The sequence below is a fragment of the Rheinheimera sp. ATLC3 genome, from assembly GCF_059429535.1.
This window is the reverse complement of sequence record NZ_CM182103.1, coordinates 21,458-45,721: the sequence shown is the minus strand read 5'-3', so window position 1 is coordinate 45,721 and position 24,264 is coordinate 21,458. Positions and strand designations below refer to the sequence as shown.

The 24,264-nt window shown below is 47.2% G+C and carries 17 protein-coding genes; all 17 read right to left on the bottom strand.

Annotated elements, in window-relative coordinates; translation table 11 throughout:
- Positions 1-150: 150 nt before the first annotated feature.
- The 17 genes from AC5SV9_RS00190 to AC5SV9_RS00110 all read right to left on the bottom strand — a co-directional run bounded on the left by AC5SV9_RS00190 (position 151) and on the right by AC5SV9_RS00110 (position 23,955).
- Positions 151-2,466: an efflux RND transporter permease subunit gene (locus AC5SV9_RS00190; protein ID WP_475150492.1), complete on the bottom strand. Its 2,316-nt coding sequence runs from the start codon at positions 2,464-2,466 to the stop codon at positions 151-153.
- A 1-nt stretch (position 2,467) separates the two neighbouring features.
- Positions 2,468-3,424, bottom strand: a complete 957-nt coding sequence (locus AC5SV9_RS00185; protein ID WP_475150493.1) for a WD40/YVTN/BNR-like repeat-containing protein — start codon at positions 3,422-3,424, stop codon at positions 2,468-2,470.
- A 160-nt stretch (positions 3,425-3,584) separates the two neighbouring features.
- Entirely contained in the window at positions 3,585-4,946 is a 1,362-nt protein-coding gene (locus AC5SV9_RS00180; protein WP_475150496.1) for a DUF1329 domain-containing protein, read from the bottom strand.
- Positions 4,947-4,962: 16 nt separating this feature from the next.
- A complete protein-coding gene (locus AC5SV9_RS00175) occupies positions 4,963-7,047 on the bottom strand; it encodes a DUF1302 domain-containing protein (protein ID WP_475150498.1) in 2,085 nt (694 codons plus the stop codon).
- 320 nt (positions 7,048-7,367) lie between these two features.
- On the bottom strand, positions 7,368-7,589 hold the full coding sequence (locus AC5SV9_RS00170) for a DUF2835 family protein (protein WP_475150500.1): 222 nt from the start codon (positions 7,587-7,589) through the stop codon (positions 7,368-7,370).
- On the bottom strand, positions 7,589-10,174 hold the full coding sequence (gene pepN, locus AC5SV9_RS00165) for an aminopeptidase N (protein ID WP_475150502.1): 2,586 nt from the start codon (positions 10,172-10,174) through the stop codon (positions 7,589-7,591). Before pepN ends, AC5SV9_RS00170 begins: the two co-directional genes overlap by 1 nt.
- A 76-nt stretch (positions 10,175-10,250) precedes the next feature.
- Positions 10,251-11,720, bottom strand: coding sequence for a Na+/H+ antiporter NhaC (nhaC, locus tag AC5SV9_RS00160; protein WP_226765401.1), 1,470 nt, complete (start codon positions 11,718-11,720; stop codon positions 10,251-10,253).
- Positions 11,721-11,784: 64 nt separating this feature from the next.
- Entirely contained in the window at positions 11,785-13,116 is a 1,332-nt protein-coding gene (locus AC5SV9_RS00155) for a sodium-dependent transporter (protein WP_475150505.1), read from the bottom strand.
- Between the two features lie 78 nt (positions 13,117-13,194).
- Positions 13,195-15,219 (bottom strand): carboxy terminal-processing peptidase, encoded by a 2,025-nt coding sequence (gene prc / locus AC5SV9_RS00150; protein ID WP_475150508.1) that lies wholly within the window; start codon positions 15,217-15,219, stop codon positions 13,195-13,197.
- Positions 15,220-15,236: 17 nt separating this feature from the next.
- Positions 15,237-15,938: an RNA chaperone ProQ gene (gene proQ, locus AC5SV9_RS00145; protein ID WP_475150509.1), complete on the bottom strand. Its 702-nt coding sequence runs from the start codon at positions 15,936-15,938 to the stop codon at positions 15,237-15,239.
- Entirely contained in the window at positions 15,925-16,233 is a 309-nt protein-coding gene (locus AC5SV9_RS00140) for a hypothetical protein (protein ID WP_226765397.1), read from the bottom strand. The genes proQ and AC5SV9_RS00140 overlap by 14 nt, the downstream gene beginning before the upstream one ends.
- Positions 16,230-16,703, bottom strand: a complete 474-nt coding sequence (locus AC5SV9_RS00135; protein ID WP_226765396.1) for a GAF domain-containing protein — start codon at positions 16,701-16,703, stop codon at positions 16,230-16,232. The genes AC5SV9_RS00140 and AC5SV9_RS00135 overlap by 4 nt, the downstream gene beginning before the upstream one ends.
- Before the next feature lie 145 nt (positions 16,704-16,848).
- The gene (locus AC5SV9_RS00130) at positions 16,849-18,684 is read right to left on the bottom strand and encodes a protein kinase domain-containing protein (protein WP_475150511.1); all 1,836 of its coding nucleotides are present in this window, start codon (positions 18,682-18,684) and stop codon (positions 16,849-16,851) included.
- Between the two features lie 3 nt (positions 18,685-18,687).
- The gene (locus AC5SV9_RS00125; protein ID WP_475150514.1) at positions 18,688-20,148 is read right to left on the bottom strand and encodes an AAA family ATPase; all 1,461 of its coding nucleotides are present in this window, start codon (positions 20,146-20,148) and stop codon (positions 18,688-18,690) included.
- 80 nt (positions 20,149-20,228) lie between these two features.
- The gene (locus tag AC5SV9_RS00120) at positions 20,229-21,782 is read right to left on the bottom strand and encodes a dihydrolipoyllysine-residue acetyltransferase (protein WP_475150515.1); all 1,554 of its coding nucleotides are present in this window, start codon (positions 21,780-21,782) and stop codon (positions 20,229-20,231) included.
- An 11-nt stretch (positions 21,783-21,793) separates the two neighbouring features.
- Entirely contained in the window at positions 21,794-22,771 is a 978-nt protein-coding gene (locus AC5SV9_RS00115; RefSeq protein WP_475150517.1) for an alpha-ketoacid dehydrogenase subunit beta, read from the bottom strand.
- Entirely contained in the window at positions 22,771-23,955 is a 1,185-nt protein-coding gene (locus AC5SV9_RS00110) for a thiamine pyrophosphate-dependent dehydrogenase E1 component subunit alpha (protein ID WP_475150520.1), read from the bottom strand. Before AC5SV9_RS00110 ends, AC5SV9_RS00115 begins: the two co-directional genes overlap by 1 nt.
- Positions 23,956-24,264 lie beyond the last annotated feature (309 nt).

Here is a 24,264-nt window from a genome sequence, read left to right as displayed (position 1 = left end):
AGTGCCTATTGTAGCGCTTTTCGAGCACTATTTTGGGCTTTTATGCTGGTTAAACCAGTGATTTTTAAGGTATCTGAGAAGTTATTCACTCGCTGTAAATAGAAAATGGCCTTTCGGCCATTTTCGTGTTTATTCATGCAGTAAACGAAACTAATTTTTTCGCCATAAAAATGCTGCAAGCGCGGGCAAAACAACTATTGCACCAAGCATATTGACGATAAACATGAAGGTTAACAATATCCCCATATCTACCTGGAATTTCAGGGCTGAGAATACCCAGGTACTGACACCGATTGCCAACGTTATACCGGTGAAGAGCACTGCACTGCCCCTCTCTTTTAGTGCTTCATAATAAGCCTGACGCAGCGGTGCACCGTCCCGCAACATCTGTGTCATATTCGATAGGATATAAATACCATAATCCACCCCAATACCGACACCAAGGGCTATTACAGGTAACGTTGATACTGTCAGGCCAATCTGCAGTGCTGTCATTAACGCTGTGGCCAGTACCGACACGACATACAGTGGCACTATCACTGACACCGTTGCGCGTACTGAGCGGAAACTTAACAAACACAGCACAATAACAGCACCATATACGTACCACATCATTGGCTGCTGGGCTTCTGACACCGCTTCGTTTGTCGCTGCCATGACACCTGCAGGGCCGGATGCCAGCATAAACCGGGTTTGCTCATCACCGATTTCCTTACCGTATTGCTTAGCGGCAGCAACCACACGCTCCATCGTTTCAGCTTTATGGTCCTGCAAAAACAGAATCACTGGCATGACAGAGCAATCTGCATTCAGCAAACCGGTACTGGTTTCTACCCTTGATGACGCCTGCACCAGGCTTTGGGTATTACGCGGCAGTACCCGCCACTTCACATTACCCTCATTAAAGGCGGCATTGATCGATTTTGATACTGATGCCAGCGACACTGTAGACTGCACGCCTTCGACGTTTTCCATCAACCACTGAAACCGGTCTATCTTGGCCATAATGCTGTGTTCTGTGCAGGCGCTGGGTATGGTTTCAACCATTACATTCAGGTAATCGACAGAAATAGCATAGCGGTCCGTGATCAGAAAAGTATCCTGGTTATAACGCGAGTCTTCATGCAGCGCAGGCGCACCGGCATGTAAATCCCCTATTTTTAATTGCTGACTCTGCATAAAACCAAAAGCAAATAATGCGGCAGTAATCAGCAAAATTACGGCAGCATACTTGCGGGTAGCAAAAGCTGATAACGCAAACCAAATTTTGTCACTCGTCGGAGACGGCGCGGCAGCATGGGCTTTATAGCGTTGACTAAAACGAACGAACGACATCAGCACCGGCAATAAAATCAGGTTCGTCAGAATGATAACGGCGACACCCAAACTGGCAGTGATAGCCAACTCGCGGATAACGCCAATCTCAATAATCAGTAACGTTAAGAAACCTACCGTATCAGACAGTAGCGCTACACCACCGGGCACCAGTAACTTACGGAAACTGGCCTGGGCAGCGGTTTTTGCATCCATGCCGGCAGCAACACGTTTGCCGGTAGAGTTGATCATCTGCACGCCATGGCTTACGCCAATGGCAAATACTAAAAATGGCACCAGAATAGACATCGGGTCAATACCAAACCCCATCAGCGACAGCAAACCCATCTGCCAGACAACGGCAATCAATGAACAGGCAATAGGCAATACCGTAAGCATCAGTGAGCGGCAGAAGAAAAACACCATGATTGATGTTACGGCGATAGCGATAGCAAAAAACACTAATACGCCTTTCGCCCCTTCGGCTACATCACCTACCATTTTGGCAAAGCCAATAATATGTACGCTGATGTTGTCAGACTGGTATTTCGCGCGGATATTCTGCTCAAGCGTACCGGCAAGGCCTATCGTATCTAACTTTTCGCCAGTGTCTGGGTCAACCTCCAGTAACTGCGCTGAAATCATGGCGCAGCTGTAATCATCGGCAACCATACGTCCAACGATGCCGGCTTTCTCAGTATTCTCTTTTACCTTTGCCAACCCTGCTTCATTGGCGATGAAATCGGCCGGAATAACCGGACCACCGGCAAAGCCGTCTTCAACGACCTCGACAAAGCGGGTGCTAGGGCTAAATAAAGATTTAACCTGAACCCGGTCGACACCAGAGGTATAAAGCAACTCATCATGTGCTTTGCGTAAGGTGTCAAAAAACCCAGCGTTAAAAATATCGCCGTTTTCGTCACATAACGAAATCAAAATATTATTCGCGCCACCAAAATCCTGAGCATGACGTAAATACGTCTGCATATACTCGTGCTTTAGCGGGATATTTTTAGTGAACGCTGCATCAAGTTTTATTGTTGTCGCTTTAAACAGTAAAAACAACGTTGCCAGCACAAAGGCGCCGATAACCAATGCCCGATGGCGAAATAATGCATATTCAAATTTATTAACCAGTCGATTTACACTCATGTTATTTTAATTCACTCTGCTTGATGCTTTTAATGCCTGTTTCTGTAACCAGCAGCAGCTCATCGTGCCATAACAGACCGTTGACAATAGCTTTGCCGTCGGCAAGAGACACATTAGTAAAAGAAACACCATCATCATTGCTTACCAGTAAAGTACCGGCGTTACCTACCAGATACAAACGGCCGTTCTCGTCTGAAAACGCGCTATTCAACGTCGCAGTTTCATTTAGCGTAATCTGTTGCCAACTTTGTCCCTGATCATGACTTAAAAACGCATGCCCGCGTAAGCCAACGGCTAGTAATGCCATTTGCGGTGTTCTGGTGATATCAAACAAAGATCCATTGTAAAATGGCTCCAGTCTGATCCAACTAGTGCCGTTATCAATGCTTTTGGCAGCAAAACCAGCTTCCCCCACCATATACAGCACGTTACCATCTGCAAACAGTCGGTTAAAATGCGGCAAAATAGCACCTTGCTCAACTTCATACATGTCTGGATCTGTTTCTTTCAGCTCTTCAAGATAGACCTGATCGTCTTCTGATAACACTTCGGGATGAAACTCTTTTTGCCAGGTCTCACCGCCGTCTTCAGACCGATAAAACAAGCCATACGCGCCTACTGCGATACCGTTATTACTGTCGGCAAAATAAACGTCAAACAGTGGTTTATCTGTCTCAGGTGCATAATGCTGCAGCTGCCAGCTGGCACCTCCATCTTTTGTAGCGAGGATACTGGCATCATGCCCCACTGCCCAGCCATGTTGTTTATCAATAAAATAGACGCCGTTCAGGTTAGCCTGCACAGGAACAGGTGACTGCAACCAGTTCTGTCCGTCCTGACTTAACAAAATATGCCCGCGCTCACCTACAGCAACAATTTGCTGGCCGTTAACGTTAACGATATCGGTCAACAAAGAATGCTGCGCTAATACAGCAATGTCGGCAGCTTGTGGTTGCATATCATTAGACTGCGCTGTTGCCGTCATTACTGAACATAAGGCTGCACACGCTGCTGCCAGACAGATTATCTTTTTAGCCATACTTTGAGTTTTCACTCTAAATAAATTCAAAAATAAAAACGGTTGGCACCAGGCCAACCGTCGTCATACCACTATCAGGTTACCGCGTTCCTTCACGACGCAATGCTGCCGGCGTAAAATCAGCGTCAGTCAGGTTAACTGAGAAATCGTACATTTTGTCCTCGTTGTCCAAACCAATCGCAATGTAACGACGAGAGTTCAGGTCGTGATAAACTTCCAACGTACTCCAGTGCGTAGGCACTTCGTAGTAGTTCAGGCCATGCGCTACGGCTACACGATACAACTCATCACGGTTGTCATATAAGTCCGCAACATGGATCTGCCAGCTGTCTTCATCGATATAAAATACGCGTTTACCATATACATGACGTGTATTCTCTTTTAGTTTCGCTTCGACAACCCAGACACGGTGTTTTTCCCAGCGCACATAATCAGGGTTAATGTGCCCCGCCATCAGTAAATCGGCATATTTCACTTCATCACTGTGCAGCTTGTAGCTGTTATAAGGGATATAAAGCTCTTGCTTACCAACCAGCGTCCAGTTGTAACGATCCGGTGAGCCGTTAAACATGTCAAAATCATCGGTGGTACGCAAGCCATCTGATGCTGTACCTGGAGCATCGTATGCAACATTGGGTGCGCGGCGAACACGGCGCTGACCTGTATTGTATGTCCAGGCCTGACGCGGTGTTTTAACCTGGTCCATGGTCTCGTGTACTAACAGCGCAGTACCAGCCAGACGCGCCGGAGAAGTTACACCTTGTTTAAAGCGGAACAGGATATTTTCCTCTGTTAACGCTTCTGGCGTTGCATTCGGTTCAGAGTACTTAAACATTATTTGCTCATCAAAGCCGATAATTGTAAAAGCGCCCGTTGCAGTAGGTGCAGCCTGGCCACCGTTACGGCTTGCTGCTACACCACGGTAGCGCAACAAATGGTTCCAAACAGCCTCAAGGCCATTTTGCGGAATAGGAAACGGAATACCGATAGCCGCGTTCACAATACCATTGCCGCCTTCAATCAGCTCAGCCTTGGTAGCGATTTGTTTAGTCGCATCATAAACATATTGAGGAAATGATGCAGTGCGGCGCGATTGATAAATGTTCATCTTGTAAGTGTCTGGGTAAATCTCAAACAACTTGATCTGACCCGGGCTTAGCAAGTTTTTATACTGATCAACATTAGATTTATCAATCGTCATCAGTATCTTATCGTCTTTAAACGGATCCGGATGATGCATGCCTGGTGTGTACCCCGCCGGTGCTGACGTGATACCACCATTCCAGGCAGGAATAGAGCCGTCTGCGTTCGCGGCTTTCTCGCCGCCTAGCGGCGTTAAGTCGTTGCCAAGCCGTGCGGCTTGCTCCGGAGAGATTTTTGCAGCTACAGAGCAGCTTAATACTAATGCAATTGCTGAAGAAATTAGGGTGAGTTTTTTCATAATAAGTGCTCGTCCCTTAAATAGAGTACTTGATGTTAAAAGAGATAAAGTCACGGTCAGCAACGTTATTCGTTGTGCCCTGGCCGCCCCAGAATACGTTGTAAGACACTTCTCCTGACCACTTGCTCAGATAATCAAAGCTAACAGCATAGGCCAGAGATTTACGGTCTTCGACAAACATAAACAGCGGATCAGGCGTAATACCATTGACGTCATGCGCAAATACCATGCGTTGAGACAGGTTAACGCCAGCAAAGACGTTGTTATAATCTGCCTTTGCCAGTAAACGGTAACCCCAGGCTGATGCTGTCGGGAATGGGTTCGTTTCAGCCCCATTCGATAAACCGGTATGTAAACCTGGAATTTCAACGCCATTGCCATTTAACAGTGGCGCACCACTGCGGTCGGTGTTGGGTCCATTTAACCTAAGCACGCTTTGATCCGGCATATCCTGAATACGGATACCGCCAACTTCGGCCAGCATAGTAAAATTGTCGGCGCCTAACGTCGGGCCGAACAGATGAGTAAATGTCATCTGTGCTTGCAACGTATCGCTGAGAATAAAACCGTTTGCTTTTTGCCCCGGCAGCACCTTTTCACCGTAGCGCGGATCCCGGCCAATTTGTGAAATACCGGCTAAATCCGGACGCAGCCCAGCATTCGCTAACTGTTCTGGCATACCTGCATATAATATTTCTACGTCATCAATTTGTAACGGCTCATCCTGACGGTATGCTATTTCACCAGCAACAGACGTTTCGCCCAACGTTGTATTGAAACTGAAACCATATAACTTGATGTCTTCAGGATACTCAACAAGCGCCTTAGAAAACGCAGCCAGCTGAGTGATATTGTCTTTTGTTACACCACCGGTTGCTGCCATATTTACCAGGCGACCAATATCTGCACCGACCTGGGAAAAATCAGATGCGATACCAGAAATTACCGGTACCCGGCTGTGGTAGTTCATATAATATAAAGAGAATTCGGTATCATTTAAGTTTGATGCAAAGTAGTCAAACTTAATACCATATTGGCCACCATCATCCGGTTCGATTTCGCCGGCACTACCGTAAGGGCGCAAGGTTACTTTCGTCGGATAGGCAAGATAGGCCTGTCCAGCCTGAGCCGGGGTAATAACACCGCCGGCCACAGCAGCGCCCAGCGTGTTCAGACTCTGTAACAGGTGCGCCAGATCTATGTCCGGGTTACCAGCAAAACCGAGCTGTACGTTCTGCAAATATCCGCCTTCACCGGCAAAGTCGTTGGTTGAAAAATAGCTGCCAGGTACCGGTAAATAGCTATTTACCCATTCGTACTGATAAAACATTTCAGTTGACAGGTTCTCGGTTAAACCGATATTTAACACCGCCATGCCGACAGGAATATAGGCTTCTTTCAAATCAGCGCCGGGTGAACGTAATACTCCGACATCGATTGGGGTAGAATTAATACCATGGGGTATAAATGTACTTTCACCCCAACTTAACACTTGTTGACCCACTTTAACTGAAACCGGGTTCATGCCGTCATTAAAGCTGAAATTACCGTAAACATAAGCGTCTAGTAGTCTGATATCACGACAAGCAAGATCACGGGCATCATCATCAGCACACGGGTCAACTCGTTGACCGGATACAGGGTTGGTGTAAGCGCCATCTTTATCCATCAACGCGAAATCGTAGAAATACATGAAACGGGTAAACAGACCAATATTATCTTTGGTAATGGACAACTCATGCAGGCCTTTTGCCAGGCTACTGAACATATCACCGCGATCATAGTTTAAGTTACCTGCATCACCGTTGCTGGAGTAAGCACCCGGCTGCTGCCAAATCTGGGATGGAAGATAGATATTATTAGTTGCGGCGTTATAGCCGGTCCAATCAAACCGCGGATGATTGACTTTACTGATGGTATCCCAGTCGCGATCTTCCATACGCCAGCTGGCGCCGTACGAAAACGTTGAGTCAAAAGTGATATTTACATCACCCAGATCCCAGGATGCGGCCTGAGCCGGAGCCAATGACAAGGCAAACAGCGCTGACGCAACACCCACTGCTAAAGGCTTTTTAGCAAAGGTTATTGACCTTTTATTCATCTTGTTTTCTCCCCCCCTGTCCCTGCAGGATTCTTAAATGTTCTTTTAGTTATATTACTAAGCCAACTGATCCGATCTCAGCCTACTTAGCCAAAATAATTACATCATTTCAAGCTGCAAGCAAGGGCTGCAAGGCTTGAAATCTGTTGATTTGTATTCACTTTTTACAAATCATGCTCAACTTTTAAACTAATTGCTGTCTATCTGGTTTAACCTCTTGATCTATCATTAGCGAAGAAAACGCTAAACTTATGAAATTAAAGGCCAAACGCGCATTTTAAGCAAGTCATTGTTTTAATTCAGCGTTTAAAGTATTAACTCTAATTAATTTTATCCAGGCTGACAAAAGCACCCTGTTCACTGACGATAAGCCTAAAGCGTCCACGGACGCCATCACTACCGATAAAGCGTTGGAAGTGCTTGAACAGCAGTTGAACTCGCTCCCCGCTATCGGTGGTAACGATGACGTTTTTAATGTCGCCGCGATAATAACCATAGCATTGTTCGGCGCTGAGCATGGCATTAAAAAAATAGCGCCGCATTAGCTAAGACTTCGACTCACTTTTTCAAATACGTCATTACTCAACGACGGACTATCGGCCAAAGCCTGCAGCACATTTCGCATTGCCTGCTGTCTGCAATCGTCATATCTTTGCCAACTCAGCAACGGCGTTATCAGCCGTGCAGCAACCTGAGGATTAATAGCATCCATTTTCGCCACAGCATACTGCAATAACTGATAACCTTTGCCATCAGCACTGTGAAACTGTTTGGGGTTTCTCATACTAAAAGCTGAAAATAATGCTCTTACCCGATTCGGGTTTTTCCAGCTGAACAGCGGATGGCTCTGCATCTTTTCGATGCTGTAAAAAACCTGCTCTGAAGGCTCTGTCGCCGCCAGGCTAAAGGCCTTATCCATCACTAATACATCACTATTCCAGCGCTGGCTAAAGTCAGCGAGCAACGCTTTGAACGTATCAGTCTGCGCCTGCTGACTGGCCATCAGAGCAGCAATAGTATCCGACATATTGTCGGCTTGATGATAATGTGCTTGCAGCAGCTGCTGGCTGTTGTGTTGAAACGCAATATAACCAAGGCATAACGCCCTTAGGCGGCGATTACCGACAGAAGCTTCATCATATTGATAAGCTGATACCGGCACTTGCTGATAGCAGCTGATAAACTGGCTTTGCAAACTGTCGGCGATAATTTGTCTGAACTGCTCCAGCGCAGACAAAATGCCGTCGACTGGGATTTGTTCATACTGCTCCGCCAAAGTGTCAAAATCAGGCAGTGATAGCAGTTCTGCAATCAAGGCCTTGTCATCTCCTGGGTCGCGCAACCAGCTTTGCATCATTTGAAACAGTTTTGGCGGTAAAACATGCTGCGCATTTTTCCCTGCTATCACTTCCGCCACTTTTCGGCTCCAAAACTGCTGCATTGCGTCCCAACGGGCGACACCATCGGTTGCAAAGGCAGCGATGTGTAAAAGTGCATCGTCAGAGCTTTGTTGCTGTAGCTTTACCGGCGCAGAAAAATGCTCCAGCCAGACTACAACAGGTTCATTGCTGATATTATTGAAACTAAAAACTTGATCATATTCAGTCAGCAGCAAAAGATGAGATTGTTTTTCATTGCCAGACAATAGCAGTTCGAGCTGTACTGGTATCAGTAAGGCTTTTTTAACACTCTGGTCAGCCGTTGCTGCGGTAGATTGCCCAAGTGTTAATGTCAGTACTTGTGTAGCAGCATCATATTGTTGGCTAGCTGTCAGTTGCGTTGTACCTGACTGGCTGTACCACAGTGCAAACTGGCTTAAATCATAACGATTTGCATCCTGCATTGCCTGCATAAAGTCGTCGCAAGTCGCCGCCTGTCCATCGTGCCGTTTTAAATACAACGCCATACCCTGAGCAAAACCTTCTTTACCCAGTATTGTTTGTAGCATACGAATCACTTCAGCGCCTTTATCGTAAACGGTTACGGTGTAGAAGTTATTCATCTCAAGCACTGATTCTGGCCGGATTGGATGCGCCATTGGGCTGGCATCTTCAGCAAACTGCGCAGTACGGATCAGTTTCACTGCATCTATACGGCATAGCGTAGCCGAGCCCATATCCGCACTGAACTCCTGATCACGAAAAACCGTTAACCCTTCTTTCAGACTTAGCTGAAACCAGTCTCGGCACGTTACGCGGTTACCGGTCCAGTTATGAAAATACTCATGGCCGATAATGGATTCGATATTAAAATAGTCCCGGTCAGTTGCCGTTGCCGTTTCTGCCAGTACATATTTACTGTTAAAAACATTCAGGCCTTTGTTTTCCATCGCCCCCATGTTAAAAAAATCTGTTGCTACGACCATATAGATATCCAGGTCGTATTCCAGATTAAAACGCTGCTCGTCCCAGCGCATAGCACGCTTTAATGCCTGTAACGCGAAATCGCCCCTGTGCGCCTGACCTTTATCGACAAACAGCTGTAATGCAACTTCTCGACCTGAAGCCGTGATGAAGTTGTCTTCAAGCAAATCATAATCCCCGGCAACCAGCGCAAACAAATAGCAAGGTTTCGGAAAGGGATCGTGCCACTGCACTATCCGGCTGCCATCTGCCGTTATATGCTCGGCAATTTTGTTGCCATTAGACAGCAAGTAAGGATAGCTGGCGGCAGCTGCTTTAATTGTTACCCGGTATTCGCTCAGCACATCGGGTCTATCCAGGAAATAGCTTATGCGACGAAATCCCTCCGCTTCACACTGGGTACAATAGCTATTTCCCGCCATGTACAGGCCTTCAAGAGCGGTGTTTTCCACTGGTGCAATCTGCGTTACGATCTTCAACTCAAATGCATCAGGAACGTCGGGTATTGTCAGACTTTCACCGATTAAGTCATATTGTGCGTCGGAAAGTTGTTTCCCATCTATCACCACCTGAAGTAGCTTAAGATGCTGCCCATCAAGTTTTAGTGCTGCCCCCGCAGTTTGACGACGAAGCTGCATGACAGAGCTGACAATAGTTGCAGCGCTGTCCAGTTCGAAATGCAGGTCGATAGTAGGAATAAGGAATGCGGGCGGTTGGTAATCGTGACGCGACTTTGCCTGCCGGTTTTGCTGATCTGTTGCCATGTCAGTGTCCTGCTAAATAGTCTTTTGTTCTTCGAAGTATACTGACAAAAAAGCCTGAATAATTCAGGCTTTTTTGTCAGGCTTTTGCTGCCAAATCCTTCGCGACAGAGTCCGGAGGGGTAAGCCGTAATATTTTAATTCCGCAGTAAGCGTAAATAATCGCCAACACAGGGTTAATAAGGTTAAAAAAAGCGTAAACCGCATAGTCAAGCGGGCTGACTTGTAACACGCTGTGCATATAAGCCCCACAAGTATTCCATGGGATCAGCGGGCTGGTAATCGTTCCACCGTCTTCCAGTGTCCTGGACAGATTAACCGGAGCCAGATTACGGCGTTCATATTCTTCTTTAAACATACGGCCGGGCATGACTATTGACATGTATTGATCGGCCGTCAGTACGTTGGTAACAAAGCAGGTCGCAATGGTGCTGGTGATAAGTGAGCCGGTGCTTTTTGCAAAAAACAGAATGGACTGAACAAACTTACGCAGCAAGCCAATCTTTTCGATAGTCGCACCAAACATCATCGCACAAAATACCAGCCAGATAGTATTAAGCATACTGGCCATGCCACCGCCGCTTAACAGATCATTCAAACTGGCATTGCCGGTATCAATCGTAAAACCAGCATGAAAGATATGCCAAATCAGCTTTAAACTTGCCAGTGCGTAGTTAATATCCTGCTCAACCAGTTTTGCCATCAAATCCTGCTGAAACAACACAGCCCACACTGCACCTAGCAGCGCACCGATAAAGACAGTCGGGAATGCGGGTACTTTCTTAACCGCCATGGTTAACAGTACAAATAACGGGATCAGCGCGGTGAAATTAATGGAAAAGTTCTGCTGTAGCACATTACTTATTTCATTTATTCTTTCAAAATCGGCAGTAACATCAGTGCTAAAGCCAATAACAGTGAATAAAATCAGTGCTATTGCAAAACTTGGCACTGTCGTCCACAGCATATGTCGAATATGATCAAATAAATCAGACCCGGCCACTGCTGGCGCTAAATTAGTGGTTTCACTTAACGGTGAAATTTTATCCCCAAAATAGGCCCCCGACACTATAGCGCCTGCTGTAATTGCCGGCGACAATCCCAGGCCCTGTGCAACACCTATCAATGCAACACCTATAGTCGCTGCTGTTGTCCAGGAGCTGCCAATACTCATCGCTACAATGCCACATAAAAGGCAGCTGGCTGCAAAAAACCAGCTAGGGTTTAACAGCTGTAAACCATAATAAATCAGCGTCGGTACTGTGCCGGATAACATCCAGGTACCAATTAATGCACCGACAGATAATAAAATAAGCACAGCCCCCAGCGACAACGAAATACCTTTAACCATGGCTTTTTCGATAACGGCCCAGCGATAGCCGTTTTTCAAACCAATCACCACAGCAACAGCTGTTGCCATAAACAATGCAATTTGGTTAGGACCGTATGATGAATTATCGCCAAACAGATAGACTGACGCTGAGAGTAAAATGACCAGTACGATGAGTGGAATAGACGCATCAAGAAAACTGGGTTGTTTTTCAGACATGGTGTTGCTCCGGTTGATGAAGGGCGTCGCCCGGCCCTTCACTCTGCTTTTGTTATATTTTTAGTTATAGCGAACGGTAAAACATCAGTAAGATCACCACCGGGCAAACAAACCTGACATACCAAGGCCAGATGCGCCAGAACAAAGAGTTCTCTGCATTACTGTCACCTTTTTTCAGTTCCTGTAGTATTTCATTGCGTTTCCACACCCAGCCGGCAAATATGCACAACATCAAGCCTAATAAAGGCTGGCTGTATCGTGTTGTCAGCGCGATAACAAAACCAAACAGCGTTGAGAAATTCAGAATTATGATGACGCTGGCAGCGAAAATAATGGCAGCAATCAACCAGACTGCTTTGTGCCGGCTGACGTTTTTATTCTCTACCACATAAGACACCGGAACCTCCAGCATCGAAATAGATGACGTCAATGAAGCAATAGACATCAGCAGAAAAAATGCCAGCGCGACAAATAAACCAACCAATCCCATGGTATCGAATAAAGACGGCAATACCGCAAAGATCAATGTGTCTTCAGCCAGTAAGCGGCCGTCTTCGGCAAATATCTGTACACCGTTGTGTAGTGCTACGTACATTGCAGGGATAATCAGCAATCCGGCCAAAACTGCAACACCAATATCAATAAGGGATACAGCGGCACCCAGCTTTGGCAGGTTCTCTTTATGGCTGACATAGGAACCATAGATAAGCATGGTGCCAACACCTAAAGACATCGAGAAAAAGGCTTGCCCCATGGCACTAATCAGTAAATCCGGATTCAGTACCTGTGAAAAATCAGGTAGCAAATACACTTTAAGCCCATCAACTGCGCCATCTTGCGTCATCACATAACCGAACAACAAAATCATGATCGCAAACAACGTAGGCATCAATCGCACTGACCAACGCTCTATACCTTTTACAACGCCGCCGCTGACAATACCGACGGTCAGTAACATAAACAGCCCGCAAAATATAATGTTCCGGCTAACAGACTGTGAAACCAACCATTGTGCGGTATCTTCCAGCCCCACCAAACTGGCAACAGCCTCCAGCGTGTAGGCCAGCATCCAGCCGCCGACGATGCCGTAAAACGCCAGGATTAGTGACACTGTCACTATACCCCACATGCCGACTAACCTGCCACTGAGCCCCTTTGACACTTTGCCAAGCGCATCGACAACATTAGACTCGGTTGCACGGCCAATCAAAAACTCAGCCATCAACACCGGATAGGCCAATAAAAAAGCAAGAATAAGGTACATTAAAACAAAAGCTGCACCGCCATTACTGGCGACCTGAGCTGGAAATCCCCATATATTCCCCAACCCGACAGCAGAACCGGATGCGGCAAGAATAAAGCCAATTCTCGAGGAGAATTCACCACGTGTTGTCATAGTAAACCTTTATAATTATTATGATTTTATTAGAAAAGGCGGTAATACAACCGCCTTATTTAATGATGAACTCTGTATCTATTTTTTTGCCAGACGACTTACCATTTTAAAATCTGCAGTGATATTAGCCGCTTCTTCCAGAAACGGGTCAATCTTCTCCAGCTTCTCTGGCACATCATCTAAAGATGTCACCTCTGGCATACCAAAACGTTTCAAACGCGCATTTACCCTGGCCAGCTGCTTTGCTTTACCTTCATCCCGCTCGGCAACGCGCTCGACTTCTTTCAGCGATACGGTCTTGTCATCCATCTGTTGTTTGTATTCGTTGATGTCATCCAACAGATACTTGAACTCAGGCTCTTTACCGATGCGAGCCTGGTGTTTTTCTCTCAGTGCAGGTAACACACCGGAAATATCATTCAGGCTGCTATAACGCGCCGCATTAATTGAGTCCCATGGCAACGCATATTCCTCTTTGCTTTCACCCCATTCTGCCGGGTCAATTGCGGTAGGGAACTGTATATCCGGTATTACACCTTTATGCTGCGTACTGCCGCCATTAATACGGTAAAACTTAGCAATAGTGTATTGCACGCTGCCTAATGGGTTATCAAACATGTCGTAAATACGGCCAAGTCCGCGATGCTGCTGCACCGTGCCTTTACCAAAGGTTTGCTCACCCACTATCAGCGCACGGCCATAGTCTTGCATTGCTGCAGCAAATATTTCTGACGCCGACGCACTGTAGCGGTCTACCATTACTGTTAGCGGACCTTCATAGTAGCTTACGCCATCATTATCCTGAGACACTGATACCTTGCCGTCACCTTCTCGGATTTGCACAACAGGGCCACTGTCGATAAACAGCCCGGTAAGTAAAGTCGCTTCTTGCAGCGAGCCGCCGCCATTACCACGAAGATCGATAATAATGCCATCAACTGAGCTTTCTTTCAGCTCCACCAGCAGTTTTTTAACATCGTCGGCCAGATTGTTGTAAAAGCCGGGAATGCTTATCACGCCGATTTTCTGATCTAATTCAGACAGCTGAGGTTTAAACACTTCAGCTTTTGCTGCGCGATCCTCCAGTCGGATTTTGTCGCGTACAATGCTTATAACCTGTGCATGACTGGTACCAATATCATTAGCACCGACAACCTGTAACCGTACTGTGCTGCCTTTAGGGCCTTTGATAAGATCAACCACATCATCAAGACGCCAGCCGATCACATCGACAAATTCAGCTTTGTCCTGCGCCACACCGATGATTTTATCTTTTGGCTTCAATTTCTGCGTTAAATCGGCAGGACCGCCGGGTACCAGGCTCTGGATAACGGTATAGTCTTCGTCAGCACGAAGCACCGCTCCGATCCCTTCCAGTGACAGGTTCATTTCCTGCTGGAAACGGTCTGCGTTACGGGGAGACAGATAAGAGGTATGTGCTTCAATACTGCGCGCAAATGAGTTCATGATCAATTGAAAAACGTCTTCACTTTCGCTTTGTGTTAAACGTTTCTGGCTATTGTGATAACGCTTTTTCAGAATAGTCTGAATCTCTTCAGCGTTTTTTCCGGCCAGTTTCAGGTTCAATGCATCGAACTTGACCCGCTGACGCCATATTTCGTCCAGCTCAGCTGTACTTGCTGCCCAATTGGCTTTTTCACGATCGTAGATGTACTGATCTTCAACGTCAAAATCGAAACCTTTTTCCAGCAGCTTCTGAGCATAATCAAAACGTTCAAACCGGCGCTTCAGCGTCAAATTAAACATATCAAAAGCAAAGTTCAGGTTGCCTTTGTTGATCGCATCGTCAAATTTATCCCGGTATTGCTCAAAAGCATCAATATCAGCTTTTGTCAGTACATTGCGATAATAATCCAGATTCTTCAGATAAGTGTCGAACATCTTGGATGATAACTCATCATCAAGTTGCACGTGCGTATAATGGCCCCGGGTGAAAAGCGCCGTAATCCTTTTACTGGCAGTCGCATGTTGGGCATCCTGTGCAATTGAAGGCAGCACCAACGGCTCAGTTTTAGATTCAGGAGAAGCATTTATACTAAAGGCAACGATGAGGGCTGTCGCAAGTACTGATAATTTTTTCATAAGCTACTCAGAGTTGGTCAGGCAATATATAAACTATCCTGACGGGTTTTGATCACCATACCAGAGCCCAACTGTACAGTCACATCGTCTTTGCTGATCTCAAGCACTGTAGCCAGCATTGGGCTTTGCCCCAACTTTAACAATACTTTACCACCAACAACAACATGTTCAGCGGGTATCCTTTCCAATACCGGGGCGGCTTTGGCCGGAGCCTCAGTATTAGATACAGGTTTCTGGTTAACCTTAGTGCTTTTAGAGGCTGCAGTTGGCTTTTTGTTCGCGCTTTTTTTGTAAGCAGGTTTTTCAGCGGCTGCCTGGCTTTTGGCTTCGGCAATTTTTGCTTTACGTTTTTGGGCAGCTTTGGCTTTACTTTCTTCCAGCACTTTACTGGCATGTTCTGCCTGTGAAGCGTCAATTACATCGCCAGCATTACCGTCTAAGTCAATGCGGCTTACGCCTTCTTTCGTCGACTCCAGATAACGCCAGCTGGATGTGTACACTCTGAGCGCCTGGCGCAACTGAGTTTTGCTGACTGTAGTATCATCTTGCAGTCGTTGCGCAAGTTCCTGAAAAATACCTATCTTCAGGGGCTTAGCTTCACCTGAAACGCTAAAACAAGCTGGAAACTTTACAGCAAGGTAAGCCAGCACTTCTTTTACATTGCCAGCTTTTACATTTTGTTCGGATGGGGTGGTCATTAACGCTTCACTCTTCTTCATCTGCAGCATCCGCATTCGGTATGCCTTGTTCCAGCTGTTGGCGTACATAAGCCAACGCCCAATCAATTAACTCATCTTCATCTGCTTCAAGCAGCACAGTACCACCACGTAGCTGATCCCAGATATCAGGTAGTAACTGCTCAACCTCTGCAGCACTTATCTCATCAGGTAAAGTATGCCAGACAGCATGATAAACCGCATTGAGCTTATCTGTTACCAGTTCTTCTTCACCTTCCCAATCACCGACATCTGCAACATCAAACAGATAATCGTGAAGTGAAATTGCGTCTTTCATAACGTAGCGGCCAGGTGTTTTTCAAACAGACTGATCAATTGCTCCAAACCAGCCTGATCGTCACCATCAAATCTGGCATGCAATGGGCTGTCGATATCTAATACCGCAATAATTTCACCATTATGACGCAGAGGTAAAACGATTTCTGAGTTACTGGCTGCATCGCAGGCAATGTGGCCAGGAAATTCATGCACATCTTTAACCAGCTGCACCTGCCCACTGGCCACCGCAGTACCGCAGACACCTTTACCGACCGGGATCCGTACACAAGCCACCTGACCCTGAAATGGCCCCAATACCAGCTCTCCTGAGCGCATGATATAAAACCCTGCCCAGTTTAAATCGGGTAGCTGGTTAAATAACAATGCGCTTAGATTGGCCATATTGGCGATAAGATCAGTTTCTTGCTCGATTAACGCCTGAGCTTGCTGGTTCAGCAGGTGGTATAACGCAGTTTTTTCATTCGACATGAAGTAAGGAATTCTGATTAATGCTCAAAACCCGTACATTACTCGTTTTGCCCGTAAATTTAAACCATTTCGCGGCAAAGATTTGCGCCCTCGGCAGGCATTTAACACTTTAATACAGCTGATCGAATGAGATTTGTACATTATTTTACTGCTTGCCCGCTATTTTAAGTGGGTTAGCAGGATAATAATGTACGGGTAACTGAGACTGATGCGCAAAAAAACGGGTATCTTTATAAGGTAATTTCATAAAGCCACCTACGCCTTCGCCGGTAATTTCGCTGACCTTCGCCAGGATATTTTGTAACAAAGTGCGAAATTCAGCCTCGGCATTCGGATCCAGCAGCCGGTAATAGCTGTGGATCTTCATATATAAGCTGGTTACTTCAAAAATGATACAGCCGGTATGGCGGATTAAATTCAGGCTGGCAATATCTGCCATGATGGTATCCGGTAGCACCAGTTGCTCATCCGGGTCTTTACCATCTTCAAAGTAAGAATGCTGCTTGCTGGCATCTTCATTACTTAATACCGGCGCCAGCTGATAAGGTATTACCGCATCCACAGGCGGCAGGAATGGCTGCTGCACACTTGAACGGCTGATGTGGATAGTATTTCGCGCATTGAATAAACAGGCTTTAAAGATGCCTACCTTTGCAATCGCTCTGGCCAGAGATACAACATTATTGACCGACAACGCGAAAGATCTGGCCAGACTGTCATCATACAGGTTAAGGCTGGAGTCTATGTAGACGCCACTGGCCTGCCAGTGGATAGCCAGCCCGCCCACCACCGGATAACGAGCCAACCGGCTGACTGCAGCAACAAAGGCTTTTTCGGTCTCCCCCATCCCCTCCAGATAGTTTTTGTAATAACGCTCCAGTTGCACATCATCTACATAGGCAATGCCATCTTCTTCACTATGTTCCCGTAAAAATGATTTGCGCGATGAATAAACCACAGTATCCAGCTCACGCACCTGAGGGCTAACCCAGACGGGTAACAGCGGCGCATCATCAAACAATCCAATATCGGGCAAAACCAGGTGTTTTAATCGTGGCATCTGCTGTAAAAAAAAGTCACCCGCCTGAGCTCTTAACTGCGCATCATCGGACAGCATACTGTCGAGCATAGTTGCAAATTCAACTGGCAAGCCTAAGCTTCTGGCCGGTATAGCTTTACGGCCAAAACGGCAGGACTGACCGGATGCTAGCGCATACAAGGTACTGGCAACGCCCTGCTCATCAAAGCGCGGGCTGGATAGTGCGCCGCTGCGCTGCTCTGGCCCGATAAAATACACGTCGCCCATTCTGGCATTGGAACTGTGTAAATCAGCCGACATCAGCTGCATGACATTGTTAGACAAGTATTGCCCCTGTGCATCGAGCTGCGCAAACACAGACGAACCCCAGTCAATCAGGCTGACCAGGCCGGTTTGCTCATCAAATACCAGATTTGAGGGTTTGATATCTCCGTGTACTATCGGCTGTAATTCGCCGTCTTTACGATGTTCGCGTAGCGCCAACAGCACGTTTGCCAACTGACAGGCAATATCGATCAGCAATCTGGCAGGTAAACGCCCTTTATTCAGACCAAATTGTTCAAGATCGATGCCTTTGCCACGTTGCATCATCAGGATACCCTGCTTTTTAACCACCTGATAGGTGATATACCGCGGTACATTCGAATGCGTAACCTGCGATAACATATAGGCTTCGTCGGCCAGCCGATCCTGAATGTGCTGTGGTAAATTTATACGGGAAAATTTAAATACACAGGCCTGAGCACTGCTGTCTAGCCCCGCGAAAGCAAAACCATAAGCGCCCTTGCCTATCAGCTCTATCTGGCGGTAACCAAGCTTTTCCAGCTCAGAGATACATAACGCCACCCAGTCTTTTAGTTTCTTCGCATCATTCGTATTGAGCAGGTAGATTGACTGCTCTTCCGGAATATAAAAGTTACGAAGCTGGTTTTTGTATTGCATTGATTAAGCCTTAACACAGCGCTGCTGTGCCCACTGACGTAAAGCCGACACTTTCTCGGCCATAACCACCGACAATGGTTGGGTTGCGGCAATTTCGTCCATCAGATGAGAGGCAGAAAAATGCTGCTGTGAGGCACGGGCCCGAAACCCCGCACCGACAACAGCCTGCTCAAGTTCAGCCCCGGAAAATCCGTCACAAAGCCCCAGCACACCCGCAAGATCAGTGTCTTCAAGGAACAGTTGCCGCTTTTTCAGATGCAGAGTCAGTAACTTTGCACGTTCATCCGGGTTTGGCAGATCGACAAAAAATATTTCATCAAACCGCCCTTTACGCAGTAACTCCGGCGCCAGTTCATGGATATTGTTCGCGGTTGCTACCAGAAATACCTGCGATTTGCGTTCTGATAACCAGGTGAGGAAAGTACCGAGTAGCCGTTTTGATACGCCACCATCGCTGTCACCAGCTGCAAGCCCCTTTTCAATCTCATCGATCCACAGTACACAAGGCGACATTGCATCAGCCAAAACCAACGCCTGTGCCAGATTTTTCTCGGTTTCGCCGATAAATTTATTATACAGCGCCGCCATATCTAATCGCAGCAGTGGTAACTTCCAGCTGCCGGCAATGGCTTTAGCGGCAAGACTTTTCCCCGTTCCTTGCACGCCGGTGAGTAACACACCTCTGGGTGTGTCAAGGATGCGTTCTACAAAAGCCTGCTGACGCTGCACTATCCAGCTTTTCAGATTATGAAGGCCTATAACATTATCAAAACTGCCGGTATCGAAAACCTGCGTTAAAACACCGTCTGTTTGTAACAGGCTGAATTTTGCCCTGTTAATACGTGGAATATCTTCATCAGTGATGGCACCATCATCGGCGATCGCTTTACAGGCAAGACGTTTTACTTCGGCGAATGTTAGCCCTCGCAGATTTTGTACAAGCACAGCCACCTGCAGTGGTGGTAAGTCAGCGACGATGCCGTGTTTAGCAGCATAGTTCTCTGCTTCTTCATGCACCAGTTGACGAATTTGCTGATCTGACGGCAGGCTAAGCTGAAAATGAAAGCACAGCCGGCTGAGCTCTGGCGGAATGGTTATAGCATGGCTAAGTAAAATCAGTGTATGGCCTTGCTGCTCATGCGCCTGAGCAATCTCTTTAAGGTATCTTACATGTTTGGCATCGTCCAGGAAGGGATGAAAGTCACAAAGCACATAAATACCACTGCTACGTGTGCTTTTTATTTGCGCCAGCAGATGGGTTGGATCTGCGTTGAATGTTTGCGCGCCATGATCGCTATCCAGCCGCTGCAAACCTTCGGTGATAGTCCATTTAAACACCGGCCGCATCAGATTAACCGACAGCCGCTTGATTAGTGCAAGTGCCCGGGGTTCTTCATAGCTTTCAATCACAATAAGCGGGCTGTGAGCCTGTACCAACACCCGTAAATCATCAAACTCGTGCATGTATATCCTTTACACCAACAAAAAACCCACTGTCATCCAGTGGGTTTTATCAGAAAGCGACAACGGTGCCAAGTCGCTCTTTACTGCATAGCCAACAACATAGTGGCAGGTTGCTCCAGATATTGCTTCCACAGGTTGGTAAAGCGGGCAATAGTGCCACCATCAATCACGCGGTGGTCGCCCGACCAGCTGATTTGCATCAGCTGACGCGCTTCTACTTCGCCCTGGGCATTAAACCGCGGTAGCGCCTGCACCTTACCCAACGCCACTATCGCCACCTCCGGCTTATTGATAATTGGCGTAGCTACCGTGCCACCTAAAGCACCGATATTAGAGATGCTGATGGTGCCGCCTTTCAAATCAGCCGGGCTAACACGGCCCTCGCGGGCAGAATCAGTTAAGCGGGTTAATTCTTCTGCGATCTGCACAACCGACTTCTGTTGACAGCCTTTAATATTAGGCACCAACAGCCCTACTTTAGAGTCTACGGCGATACCGATATTGTGATCGTCAAAATACGTCAGTTCAGTACAATCGCTATTAACCTGACTGTTCATAATCGGGAACTGCTTAATCGCCAGAGACAACGCTTTAACAAAGAACGGCATCATTGTCAGTTTAATGCCCTGCTTGGCGTACTGATCTTTTAAGCTCAGGCGCAGCGCAATCAGCTCAGTTAAATCAATTTCCTCGCAGTAAGTAAAGTGTGGAATGGTCGATACCGACTCCACCATCTGCCGTGCCATCGCCGCTTTAATACCTTTGATGGGTTCAACCCGGCGACCGCCGGTTGCCACTGCAGGCGATGCTGCCTTAGCAGGTGCCTGTGCTGATGCGGCATCAGTGGTTTTACCTTCAGCAAAGGCGCGCACATCTTCTTTATAGACACGGCCCTTATCACCACTGCCGGGTACTTTAGCCAGATCAATATTCAATTCACGCGCCAGACGGCGCACTGCGGGGCTGGCAAGCGCTTTACCATTAGAGCCTGTGGTCGCTGCCTGCTTTATGCCGCAACTTGTACTGGCCGGTTTAGACTGTACCGCATCGGCCTGTTGCGCAGGCTCAGCTGCTGCGTTGCTGCCAGCATGCGTCATGGCAAACAACGGTGAATGCACTTTGGCAATCTCACCTTTGGCGTAATACAGTTTGGTCACTTTACCGGAGTATTTCGCCGGAATTTGTACCAGCGCTTTGTCGGTCATCACATCGCACACCGGCTGATCTTCAACGATGTCATCGCCTTCGCTTACCAGCCAGTCAACGATTTCACACTCAACGATACCTTCACCAATATCCGGCAGAATAAAATCTTCACTGGCACTACCTGTAACAGCAGCGGTTACCGGCGTCGTTGCATCAGGTTTAGCAACATCTGCTTTGGCCTCTGTAGCGCCCTCTACCTGCATTTCAAACAAAGGTGCGTGTACTTTGGCAATGTCGCCTTTTGCGTAATACAATTTGCTAACTACACCATCATGTATCGCCGGAATTTGCACCAGCGCTTTGTCAGTCATCACATCGCAAACCGGCTGATCTTCCTTAATACTGTCGCCTTCAGCAACCAGCCATTCGACAATTTCACACTCAACAATACCTTCACCGATATCCGGCAGAATAAAATCTTTTTTCATCTCTGCCTCCATCAGAATTTAACCGAGCGCATAATGGCTTCGTAAGTTTTTAAATGATCTGCTACGTACTCTTTTTCCAGTGCCAACGGATACGGCGTGTCCATACCGCAGACGCGCTCGATTGGGCTTTCTAAGTAAAGGAAGCACTTCTGCTGAATCGTCGCGGCGATTTCACCGGCAAAACCACCGGTTAACGGTGCTTCATGGTTAATCACCAGACGGCCGGTTTTCTTCACCGACTCGGCTACCGTATCGGCATCCCATGGCAAAATACTACGAAGGTCAATCACTTCACATGACACGCCTTCTTTCTCGGCCATTTCTACCGCTTTTTGCACGATTTCCATCTGTGCGCCCCAGGCCAGCACCGTAACGTCTTTACCTTGCTGTGTGACTTCAGCTTTACCCAGCTCAATTTCGTAATACTCTTCCGGCACTTCACCAACCGATGCGCGGTAAAGCTTCTTCGGCTCGAAGAAAATCACCGGATCCGGACTGGCAATAGATGCCAGTAATAAGCCTTTAGCCTGATAAGGATCACGTGGGATCACTACTTTTAACCCCGGCGTATGCGCGAAATAGGCCTCCGGCGACTGGCTGTGGTAATGACCACCGGCAATACCACCGCCGTACGGGCTTCTGAACACAAGGCCGCCGACATTAAACTCGTTACCTGAGCGGTAGCGGAATTTCGCCGTTTCGTTAACGATCTGGTCAAACGCCGGGAAGATATAATCGGCAAACTGGATTTCTGCCACCGGCTTCATGCCCTGCGCCGCCATACCGTTGGCAAAGCCGGCAATACCCTGCTCGGTCAGCGGTGTATTAAAGCAGCGTGCCTTACCGTATTTTTCCTGTAGCTTGCTGGTCGCACGGAATACGCCACCGAAGTGGCCGACGTCTTCACCAAAACATACCACGCTGTCATCTTTTGCCATGGCTAAATCAAGCGCATTATTAATGGCTTGCAACATATTCATTTTGGCCATTAGTCTAATCTCCCCGCCGTTACCGGATACGCATCCGGGTATTTACGGATATGCGCTTTTAATTCATCTAATTGTTGTTGTAATGCTGGAATGGGCTCGGCGTACACATCGGAAATTAAATGCTCAATGCCTGGCTTAGCTACTTTCTCTGCTACTTTTAATGCATCGAGAATTTCGGTTCGCAGCTTTTCAATGGTGGCTTTATCATCAGCCTCGTCTAGCCAGCCTTTTTCAATTAACCACAAACGGTAACGTGAAATTGGATCGTTCTGGCGCCATTTTTCTTCTTCTTCTTTTGAGCGGTAGCCACTTGGATCGTCAGATGAAGAATGCGCACCTAAACGATAAGCGATAGATTCAATCAACACCGGCTCATTATGTTCAAGCGCATGTTTACGCGCCATTTGCGTCGCCTGGTAAACGGCCAGAATATCAGCCCCGTCAACCCGCAATGCCTTCATACCGTAACCGACGGCGCGACAAGCAATACCATCGCCGACAAACTGCTCGTTAGCTGGAGTAGAAATGGCATAGCCGTTATTGCGACAGAAGAAAATCACCGGTGCTTTATGCACCGCAGCCATATTCAGACCAGCATGGAAGTCACCTTCTGATGCGGCGCCTTCACCGAAATAACAGATAGTAGTATTACTCAGGCCACGTAGCTTCTGTGCATAGGCGTAACCACTGGCTTGAGGAATTTGTGTACCCAGCGGCGAAGAAATCGTCATGTAGTAAATGTCTTTGCTGCCATAATGCACCGGCATCTGGCGGCCTTTACCCAAATCGTTCTCATTTGAGAACAGCTGGTTCATAAACTGTTCCAGCGTAAAGCCCCGGTAACGCAGTGCACCCTGTTCACGGTACTGCGCCATAATCATGTCTTTATCATCCAGTGCAGCTGCGCTGCCAACTGTTGTGGCTTCTTCACCTAAACACTGCATATAAAAACTGATACGGCCCTGGCGCTGCGCGGCAAGCATGCGTTCGTCCAATACCCGGATAAACACCATGGTATTGTACATTTTTAGTGCAGTGGCTTTATCCAGCTCTGGCGCTACTGCCCCGTCATATAAGCTGCCGTCGTCGCGTAATATACGCAGCGTAGGAATTTTTAACGCATCACCAGCGGTAAATTCTGCGGTGTGCACCGTGGTGATGGTGGCGTTATTTGGGTTAGTCATAGGATGTCTCTTGTTTGTTATACGTCATAGACATGTGGTTGCCCTGTCGGCATTGGCCTGTTTATCAGGCTCTTAAACCCGGTAGCAGCTTATGTTTTTAAGGAAAGCTGTTACCAATGCAGTATAGCGGCTTTAGCCACTCTCCCCGTTTGCGTGAACATCGCTGTTTGCGCCGGTGTTATATGCTTTAACGGCGGCAACTTTACCTTTACGTAAACTGCATTGCAACCGCAAGCCCCCTGAAAACCGCTGTGCACTGTAGACGACTGTCAGCTTAAATTTACTCTTTTACGCTAATCCGTTATTGTC

Bases quoted from the DNA above. Each gene is read 5' to 3' on its own strand.
- AC5SV9_RS00135 (WP_226765396.1), bottom strand. From the start codon at position 16,703: ATGTCGAATGAAAAAACTGCGTTATACCACCTGCTGAACCAGCAAGCT.
- AC5SV9_RS00120 (WP_475150515.1), bottom strand. From the start codon at position 21,782: ATGAAAAAAGATTTTATTCTGCCGGATATCGGTGAAGGTATTGTTGAG.
- AC5SV9_RS00125 (WP_475150514.1), bottom strand. From the start codon at position 20,148: ATGCACGAGTTTGATGATTTACGGGTGTTGGTACAGGCTCACAGCCCG.
- pepN (WP_475150502.1), bottom strand. From the start codon at position 10,174: ATGGCAACAGATCAGCAAAACCGGCAGGCAAAGTCGCGTCACGATTAC.
- AC5SV9_RS00140 (WP_226765397.1), bottom strand. From the start codon at position 16,233: ATGAAAGACGCAATTTCACTTCACGATTATCTGTTTGATGTTGCAGAT.
- AC5SV9_RS00130 (WP_475150511.1), bottom strand. From the start codon at position 18,684: ATGCAATACAAAAACCAGCTTCGTAACTTTTATATTCCGGAAGAGCAG.
- AC5SV9_RS00155 (WP_475150505.1), bottom strand. From the start codon at position 13,116: ATGACAACACGTGGTGAATTCTCCTCGAGAATTGGCTTTATTCTTGCC.
- AC5SV9_RS00185 (WP_475150493.1), bottom strand. From the start codon at position 3,424: ATGCAACCACAAGCTGCCGACATTGCTGTATTAGCGCAGCATTCTTTG.
- nhaC (WP_226765401.1), bottom strand. From the start codon at position 11,720: ATGTCTGAAAAACAACCCAGTTTTCTTGATGCGTCTATTCCACTCATC.
- AC5SV9_RS00175 (WP_475150498.1), bottom strand. From the start codon at position 7,047: ATGAATAAAAGGTCAATAACCTTTGCTAAAAAGCCTTTAGCAGTGGGT.
- prc (WP_475150508.1), bottom strand. From the start codon at position 15,219: ATGAAAAAATTATCAGTACTTGCGACAGCCCTCATCGTTGCCTTTAGT.
- AC5SV9_RS00180 (WP_475150496.1), bottom strand. From the start codon at position 4,946: ATGAAAAAACTCACCCTAATTTCTTCAGCAATTGCATTAGTATTAAGC.
- AC5SV9_RS00190 (WP_475150492.1), bottom strand. From the start codon at position 2,466: ATGAGTGTAAATCGACTGGTTAATAAATTTGAATATGCATTATTTCGC.
- proQ (WP_475150509.1), bottom strand. From the start codon at position 15,938: ATGAAGAAGAGTGAAGCGTTAATGACCACCCCATCCGAACAAAATGTA.
- AC5SV9_RS00170 (WP_475150500.1), bottom strand. From the start codon at position 7,589: ATGCGGCGCTATTTTTTTAATGCCATGCTCAGCGCCGAACAATGCTAT.
- AC5SV9_RS00115 (WP_475150517.1), bottom strand. From the start codon at position 22,771: ATGGCCAAAATGAATATGTTGCAAGCCATTAATAATGCGCTTGATTTA.
- AC5SV9_RS00110 (WP_475150520.1), bottom strand. From the start codon at position 23,955: ATGACTAACCCAAATAACGCCACCATCACCACGGTGCACACCGCAGAA.